This window comes from Micromonospora sp. NPDC005203 (assembly GCF_042872705.1).
Classification (GTDB): Bacteria; Actinomycetota; Actinomycetes; order Mycobacteriales; family Micromonosporaceae; genus Micromonospora.
The window spans coordinates 142,180-148,384 of sequence record NZ_JBIAKV010000009.1 but is presented as its reverse complement, the minus strand read 5'-3'; the positions used below and the strand labels follow the sequence as shown (position 1 = coordinate 148,384).

Here is a 6,205-nt window from a genome sequence, read left to right as displayed (position 1 = left end):
GGGCCGGGCGGGGCCCCCCCGGTTGCGCAGCGGGGGGGGGGGGGGGGGCCCCCCCGGGGGGGGGCCCGGGGGGGGGGGGGGGCCCCCCCCGCCCGGGGGGGGGGGGGGGCGGGCCCCCCCCCCCCCACCACTGTTGCTGCCGATGGCAGGGGGTCCGGTCAGGCTGTCGTCCGGGCCGCCTCCAGGATGACCTCGGTAACCTCACCGGGATGCGAGATCAGGCCCAGGTGGCCGGCGTCGATCCGGGTGATGTCGGCCCCCGCCCGCTTCATCATCGCCTCCTGGCTGGCCGGCGGGATGACCCGGTCCTCGGTACCGATCACTGCCCAGACCGGGATCGTCTTCCACACCGGTTACGGCGCGACCTGCACCTCGAAGCCGCGTGCCTGGAGTCTGCGGACCTCCCCGCTCCAGCTCGAGCCGTCGGCCCAGGCGCCGTGCACCAGGACGATCGTCGGTCTGCCGTCATTCCCCCGGTCGGGGGTTGGTTGCACACCGCCGTCCGCGAACACGTGTGGGGCGGATGAGCCGAGCACCGTCACCAGCGTTGCCCAGAGAACGCTCGTAGCCGGGCGGTCGCCGTGGGCCGGATCTGACCAGCCGGGACAGCACGGTCGACAGGGCCAGGATCGCGGTGGCGGTCAGGGTGATGCTCGCGCCGGCGGCGACGTCCCCGTGGCTCGACGCGTACAGGCCGCCGAGCCCACTGAGGGCGCCGAGCGTGACGGCCAGGGCGGTGATGGTGCTCAGCCGGTGCGACCACTGGCGCGCCGCGGCCGCCGGCGCGACGATGAGGGCGAGGGCGAGGATCGTGCCGATGGCCGGGACGATCGTCACGACCGCCACCTGGATGGCGAGCAGCAGCACGACGTCCCAGACACCGGTGGCGAAGCCGGCCGCCTGCGCGCCGGTCCGGTCGAAGCCGGTGTAGCGCAGTGGACGGGCGCAGGCCAGCAGGACGGCCACGACGACGACGAGCACGACGGCGGTGGTCCCGAGGTCCTGCGGGCTGACGGTGAGGATCGACCCGACCAGAAACGAGGTCAGGTCTCGGCTGAAGCCGTTCTGGGTGGCGACGAGCCCGGCGCCGAGCGCGAAGCCGCCGGAGAGCAGGACACCTGTCGCCGCGGCCGTGTTCTGGCTTCGGTGGCGGCTGAGCACGGCGACGCCCAGCGCGACGACCGCGCCCGCGACCACACCGCCGACGACGATGTGGACGCCGATGATGGACGCCGCCACCACCCCGGGAAACGTGGCGTGGGTCAGTGCCATGGTGAAGAAGGACAGCCGACGGAGTACGACGTGGACGCCGACGAGTCCGGCGAGCGCGCCGGCGAGCAGCACCTCGGCCGTGGCCCGGTGCAGCGCGTCATCCCACCAGTTCATGGGGGGACCTCCGGGCCTCGGCAGAGATGCTCTGCCCGTGGTTGCGTCTCGACCGCAGCGCGCCCAGTGGGAGCAGCAGCAGGTAGGCGAGCACGAGCAGCAGGACGACCGCGGGGGCCGAGGTCAGGGAGATGCCGTGGTCGACCGATGCGGTCCAGCTCGTCAGCAGGCCACCGTATGCGGCGACGAGGATGAGCCCGGTGCCGATCACCGCCATCAGCGGCAGGCGGGTGGTGAGCATGCGGGCGGTCGCGGCCGGCACGATGAGCAACGCCACCACGAGGATGGTGCCGACGGCGCGTACCGCGGCGACGACGACGAGCGCGACGATGATGTTGAACAACAGATCGAGCCCGGCGATCCGGAAGCCGGCGGCGGCCGCTCCGGCCGGGTCGAAGGTCCGGAAGACCAGAGCGCGGGCGCTGATCAGCAGCAGCCCGAGGATGACGACCGCCAGCACGGCGGTCTCCGCGATCTGGCGCGGCGTCACGGTCAGGATGCGCCCGAAGAGGAACGACGTCAGATCCGAGGTGTACGAGGAGCGCCGCGACACGAGCACCACGCCGATCGAGAACATGGCGGTGAGCACCACGGCGGTGGCGGCATCGTCGGACAGCGCGCCGCCACGGCTGAGCAGGGTCAGCGCCACCGCCGTCACGACGCCGGCGACCAGCGCCCCGACCACGATGCCCTCGATGCCACCGGCCAGGAACCCGATGACGACGCCGGGAAACACGGTGTGCGTCAGCGCGTCGGAGACGAACGACAGGCGGCGGGCGAAGACGAAGACACTCACCGGTCCGCAGACGAGGGCGAGCAGCGCGAGCTCGGCCAGGGCACGCCCCAGGAACGGTACGGTGAACGGCTCGATCACGGCTCCACCAGCACTGTCCGGCCATCTCTGAACTCGATGGCGTGTCCGCCGTACGCGCGGCGCAGCGTGTCGGCGGTCAACGTCTCGTCGGGCGGGCCGACCGCCCACTGCCGGCCGTTGAGCACGCAGACCGTGTCGGCGAGTTCGTGCGCGACCGTCAGGTCGTGGGTGCTCAGCACCAAAGTGGTCCCGGCCGCGCTGAGGTCGCGCAGGACGGAAAGGATGGCGTCCTGGCTCACGGCGTCGACGCCGTTGAACGGCTCGTCCAGGAGCAGCAGCCGTGGTTCGGCGGCGATGGCGCGGGCCAGCAGCACCCGCTGGCGTTGACCGCCGGAGAGCACCCCGAAGTGGGTACTCCCGTGATCGGCCAGGCCAAGGCGGTCGAGCGCGTCGTGGACGGCTCGCCGGTCGGCGGTGCGGGTGGGGCGCCACCAGCCGATGCGTCGGTATCGGCCCATCATGACGACCTGGCCCGCGGTCACCGGGAAATCGGCGTCGAGGGAGTCGGTCTGCGGCACGTATCCGGTGCGGGTCCGAGCCTGGGCCGGCGCGCCCCCGAGGACGGTGGACGTGCCGGCGAGGACCGGCACCAGGCCCAGGATCGACTTGATCAGCGTGGACTTGCCGGCGCCGTTCGGCCCGATCAGGGCCAGGCGCTGCCCGGGGACCAGGTCGAGGTTGACGTCGGTGAGCACGGGCATGCCGTGGTAGCCGACGCTCACCTCGGCGTAGCGAAGGGCAGCTTCGGCCACCGCGACATCGCCCATCTCAGCCGCCCAGAGCCGTGACGATGACCTGGGTGTTGTGCCGCTCCGCGCCGAGGTACGTGCCCTGGGGCGTGCCCTCGGCGCCGATGCTGTCGCCGTAGAGGGCGTCCGCACCGCCGATGACCTTGACGCCGGCCTGGGTGGCGATCGCCTCCGCGCTCTTGGGCGGCAGCGACGTCTCCGCGAAGATGGCCTTCGTACCCGTGGCCTTGATCTTGGCAACGAGGTCGTTGAGCTGCTTCGCGCTCAGCTCGGCGGAGGTGTCGAGGCTGGGGATGACCGAGCCGACGAACTGCAATTTGTACCGGTCGACGTAGTAGCCGAAGGCATCGTGGTTGGTCACGAGCTTGCGTTGCTCGGCAGGGATCCGGGCGAAGGCGGCCTCGTTGTCGGCGTCGAGCTTGTCGAGTTCCGCCGTGTAGGTCTTCAGATTGCCGGCGAAGGCGGCAGCGTGCGCGGGGTCGGCCGTGGCGAGGCTCTTCTCGATGTTGGCGACCATCGTCTGGGCGTTCAACGGGTTGTGCCAGATGTGCGGGTCGTGTGCCTCGGCCTCCTGCGCGCCCTCGCCCTCCTCGTGGCCGCCCTCGCGCAGGGTGACCCCCTGGCTGGAGTCGACGACGGTGCCCTTGAAGCCGGCCGAGGAGATGGTCTGGTCGAGCCACCCCTCGAGGCCGACACCGTTCTTGACGACGATGGCGGCCTTACCGATCGCCTGGATGTCGGCCGGCGTGGGTTCGTAGTCGTGTGGGTCGACGTTGGGCTTGATCATCTGGGTCACGGTGACGTCGCTGCCGCCGATGGTGCGGACGAAGTCGGCCACCTCGGCAGTGGTGGCGACCACCGCGAGCCTCGTGCCGGACGAGGTGGTGCTGCTGCCCTCGGCCGCGTCCTCCACCGAGCCACAACCGCCAAGGAGAACAAGCGCGGCGGCGGCGGCCGCCGCGGCGATGATCGTGCGTTGTCCATGATTCACGAAAACACTCCATTCCTGAGATGCGGAACGGTAGTCGTTTTCATTAAGCCTCGTCTAATAGCGAGATGACCACACGTGCATGCGTCGCAACCGCGACGCTCGGGGAGTCGGCGACCGGTGGCACCCAACCCGGGTGTCGTTTCGCGGCGAACCTCCCCGGACCGGCCTCGCCGCTGGGGAGGATGAGAGGCACTCGCCCAGGGACGCGGTGATCGGGGGTCGTCGTGCAAGACGGATTGGTGACCAGGCGCAGCGCCCGGGGTGTCGGAGAGACGATCTCCGCGCTGAGGGCTGAGGCGGAACGCGTGGGCGCCGCGGTGGTGGCGGTGGTCGACCACGCGGCGGCCGCCGGCAGGGCCGGGCTGAGCATGCCCGACACCCAGGTGATCATTTTCGGGAACCCGCAGGCGGGGACTCCGCTCATGCAGGCCCGGCCGGCGATCGCTATCGACCTGCCGATGCGAGTCATGGTGCGCGACGACGGCCAGCCTGGCTCGCTGATCACCTGGCAGGATCCGGCGTACCTCGCCCAGCGCTACGGACTGGACGAGGACCAGCTCGCACCCCTACGCGCCCCGGCCACGATCGCCTCCGCGATCGTTGGCGGCTGAGCACGGCCCTCGGCGCCCTGGCGACGCGGCTCGGTCCGGATCCTCCGGGTCGCGAGGAACGGCACGCCGGTCTGGACGTTGCTGCCACCCACGGCGGCGCGCCCGTCAACGCTGGTTCGGCGGAACCGTCGTCGGTGCGGTACCGCGGATCGCCCAGGCCCGAGCCGTCAGCCGGATCGACCCGTCGGGTTCGGTCGGCAGTCGGGCGGCGAGCAGATCCCGCAGGGCGGTCCGCTGCGCTTGGCTCAGCGAGGTCAGGTAGGCCGGGGCGGAGCCCTGCCCACCGAGGAACGGCGTCCAGTAGTCGCTGAAGTCGGCGAAGACCGTTGGCACGTCGAGCGCCTGCACCGAAACATCCGTCAGTCCGGCGTCGCGCCACAGCGTCCGCAACGGCTCCGGGTGGCACAACGCGAAGCGGTGCCGGTCGTCGCGGGCAGCCGCTGCGAGATCGAGCGCGCTGGCGGCGTCCCAGAAACGGCGCATCATCGCCATCCCCTCGGCGTAATCCCAGACGTACGCGGCCACCACCCCGCCGGGGGCGACCACCCGAGCGAACTCCGCCACCGCCCGCGCCGGCTCGGGGACGAAGTTCAGTACCAACCCACTGACGACCACGTCGACGGCACCATCCTCCAGGGGCAGCACCTGGGCGTCACCGACCGCGAAGTCCGCGCGCGCGTCGGTCACCCCGCGGCGGGCCTGCCGCACGAAGCCGTCGGAGGGATCCACACCGGTGATCCGACGCGGCTGAGCTGTGCGCAGCACCGTCGAGGTCAACACGCCGGTACCGCTGCCCACGTCGAGCCATCGCAGCTCGGCTGGCAGATCGAGCCAGCGTAGAAACGTCACCGCGACCAGCCGGCTCCACCGACCCACATACGCCTCGTAGGCCGCACCGTCCTGCCAGACCGGAGATGACATTCCCGCACCATACGGCGAACCCGCCGCCCGGGAGCTCATCTCGTTCCGTCGAGGGTGGACCACAATCGGTCATGACCGGCCCTCGGGATTCCACGGCCGGCAGAGGCCCGCGACGCGCCGGACACCGTCATCGCCACCCACGGCACAGGGGTTACGGCACGCGTGGTCAGGCCGTCGCGGGCTGCTGAGCCAGCACGTCGCGGAGCATGTCCGCGATGGTGGTGGTGGCCAGCTCGCGTCGTACGGCCTCGTCGAGTCGGCCGAAGACCTGACGCAGGGCTGGCTGGATGCCGAACCCGATCGGGCAGGAGTCGCTCGGCGGTGAAGTGTGCAGGGCGAAGAGTGGCTCGTCGTCGCCAACCGCGAGGTACGTGTCGAGCAGCGTGATCGACTCCGGCTCGCGCGCCAGGTGCCAGCCGGCGCCCGCGCCCCGTCGTGACTGCACGAGGCCGGCCTCGCGAAGCTGGCCGAGGCAGCGGCGGATGACCACCGGGTTGGTGTTGACGCTCACGGCGATGCGCTGGGAGGTGGCCACCGTCGCCGGGTCGCGCCGGTCCAGGGCCATCCATGTCAACACGTGCACGGCGACGCACAACCTGCTGTTTCCGCTCATTGCACCCATCTCCGCCCGCTCACTGTAACCACAGATGCTACATCGCCCCCACCCCACATG

General features: G+C 71.2%; 8 protein-coding genes. 1 reads left to right on the top strand and 7 read right to left on the bottom strand.

Annotated elements, in window-relative coordinates:
• Positions 1–158 precede the first annotated feature (158 nt).
• The 5 genes from ACFYPM_RS20775 to ACFYPM_RS20755 form a co-directional block, all read right to left on the bottom strand.
• The gene (locus ACFYPM_RS20775; RefSeq protein ID WP_387199249.1) at positions 159–350 is read right to left on the bottom strand and encodes an alpha/beta fold hydrolase; all 192 of its coding nucleotides are present in this window, start codon (positions 348–350) and stop codon (positions 159–161) included.
• A gap of 115 nt (positions 351–465) precedes the next feature.
• Positions 466–1,386 carry a metal ABC transporter permease gene (locus tag ACFYPM_RS20770; protein ID WP_387199246.1) on the bottom strand — a complete coding sequence of 307 codons (921 nt, stop codon included), beginning with the start codon at positions 1,384–1,386 and terminating at the stop codon, positions 466–468.
• The gene (locus tag ACFYPM_RS20765; protein WP_387199243.1) at positions 1,370–2,260 is read right to left on the bottom strand and encodes a metal ABC transporter permease; all 891 of its coding nucleotides are present in this window, start codon (positions 2,258–2,260) and stop codon (positions 1,370–1,372) included. The genes ACFYPM_RS20770 and ACFYPM_RS20765 overlap by 17 nt, the downstream gene beginning before the upstream one ends.
• Entirely contained in the window at positions 2,257–3,027 is a 771-nt protein-coding gene (locus ACFYPM_RS20760) for a metal ABC transporter ATP-binding protein (RefSeq protein WP_387199240.1), read from the bottom strand. Before ACFYPM_RS20760 ends, ACFYPM_RS20765 begins: the two co-directional genes overlap by 4 nt.
• Position 3,028: 1 nt before the next feature.
• Positions 3,029–4,000, bottom strand: a complete 972-nt coding sequence (locus ACFYPM_RS20755; RefSeq protein WP_387199237.1) for a metal ABC transporter substrate-binding protein — start codon at positions 3,998–4,000, stop codon at positions 3,029–3,031.
• Positions 4,001–4,239: 239 nt separating this feature from the next.
• Between ACFYPM_RS20755 and ACFYPM_RS20750 the strand changes: the two genes are divergently transcribed.
• Positions 4,240–4,611 (top strand): DUF302 domain-containing protein, encoded by a 372-nt coding sequence (locus ACFYPM_RS20750; RefSeq protein ID WP_387199234.1) that lies wholly within the window; start codon positions 4,240–4,242, stop codon positions 4,609–4,611.
• Between the two features lie 105 nt (positions 4,612–4,716).
• Here the strand turns inward: ACFYPM_RS20750 and ACFYPM_RS20745 are convergent, their stop codons facing one another.
• Together ACFYPM_RS20745 and ACFYPM_RS20740 are read right to left on the bottom strand one after the other, a co-directional pair.
• The gene (locus ACFYPM_RS20745) at positions 4,717–5,532 is read right to left on the bottom strand and encodes a class I SAM-dependent methyltransferase (RefSeq protein ID WP_387199231.1); all 816 of its coding nucleotides are present in this window, start codon (positions 5,530–5,532) and stop codon (positions 4,717–4,719) included.
• Between the two features lie 166 nt (positions 5,533–5,698).
• Complete coding sequence (locus ACFYPM_RS20740; RefSeq protein WP_387199228.1) at positions 5,699–6,145, bottom strand: Rrf2 family transcriptional regulator; 447 nt, start codon at positions 6,143–6,145, stop codon at positions 5,699–5,701.
• Positions 6,146–6,205: the final 60 nt, after the last annotated feature.